Here is a 522-nt window from a genome sequence, read left to right on the forward strand (position 1 = left end):
GATGTGGGCCGGCGAGCCCTGGATAATCCCGGTCAGTTCGCCGTTTGCATCCTTCACATACGTACCACCGTCAGGATCCGCTGTATCCTTGGTGACACCGGCGAGTTCCAGAGCCTTGCTGTTGACCCAGGCGGAATGACCATCGACCTGCCAGAGATAGACCGGCCGATCGGGGACGATCGCGTCGAGCATTGCCGCGGTCGGCTCACCCGGGCCGTAGGTGTTGGGGCGGACGCCCCAGCCGTTGATGAACTTGAGGTCGGGGTTGTCGTCGGCGTACTTCTTAAGCTTGGCCAGCAGTTCCTCCATCGAGTCGGTCTGCAGGTCGGGGCCGTGCAGGATGATGCCTTGCGTCGTGGTGTGGAAATGGCCTTCGACGAAGCCGGGCAGCATCATCTTCCCGCCGAGGTTGATCGACTCCGTACCGTTGCCAACGAATGCGTCCGCGCCGGCGTCATCACCAACGTAGACGACCTTGTTGCCCTTGATTGCAACTGCCTCGGCCCATGGTTGGTCTTGGTT

At 61.5% G+C, this 522-nt stretch carries 1 protein-coding gene; it reads right to left on the bottom strand.

Annotation, left to right across the window (positions count from 1 at the left end):
* Positions 1 to 522: amidohydrolase family protein (locus tag ACQY6C_RS14980; RefSeq protein ID WP_427970090.1), on the bottom strand; the 522-nt coding region annotated here is incomplete at both ends.

The sequence above is a fragment of the Altererythrobacter sp. genome (assembly GCF_050299635.1).
In the GTDB taxonomy this organism is placed as follows: Bacteria; Pseudomonadota; Alphaproteobacteria; order Sphingomonadales; family Sphingomonadaceae; genus Erythrobacter.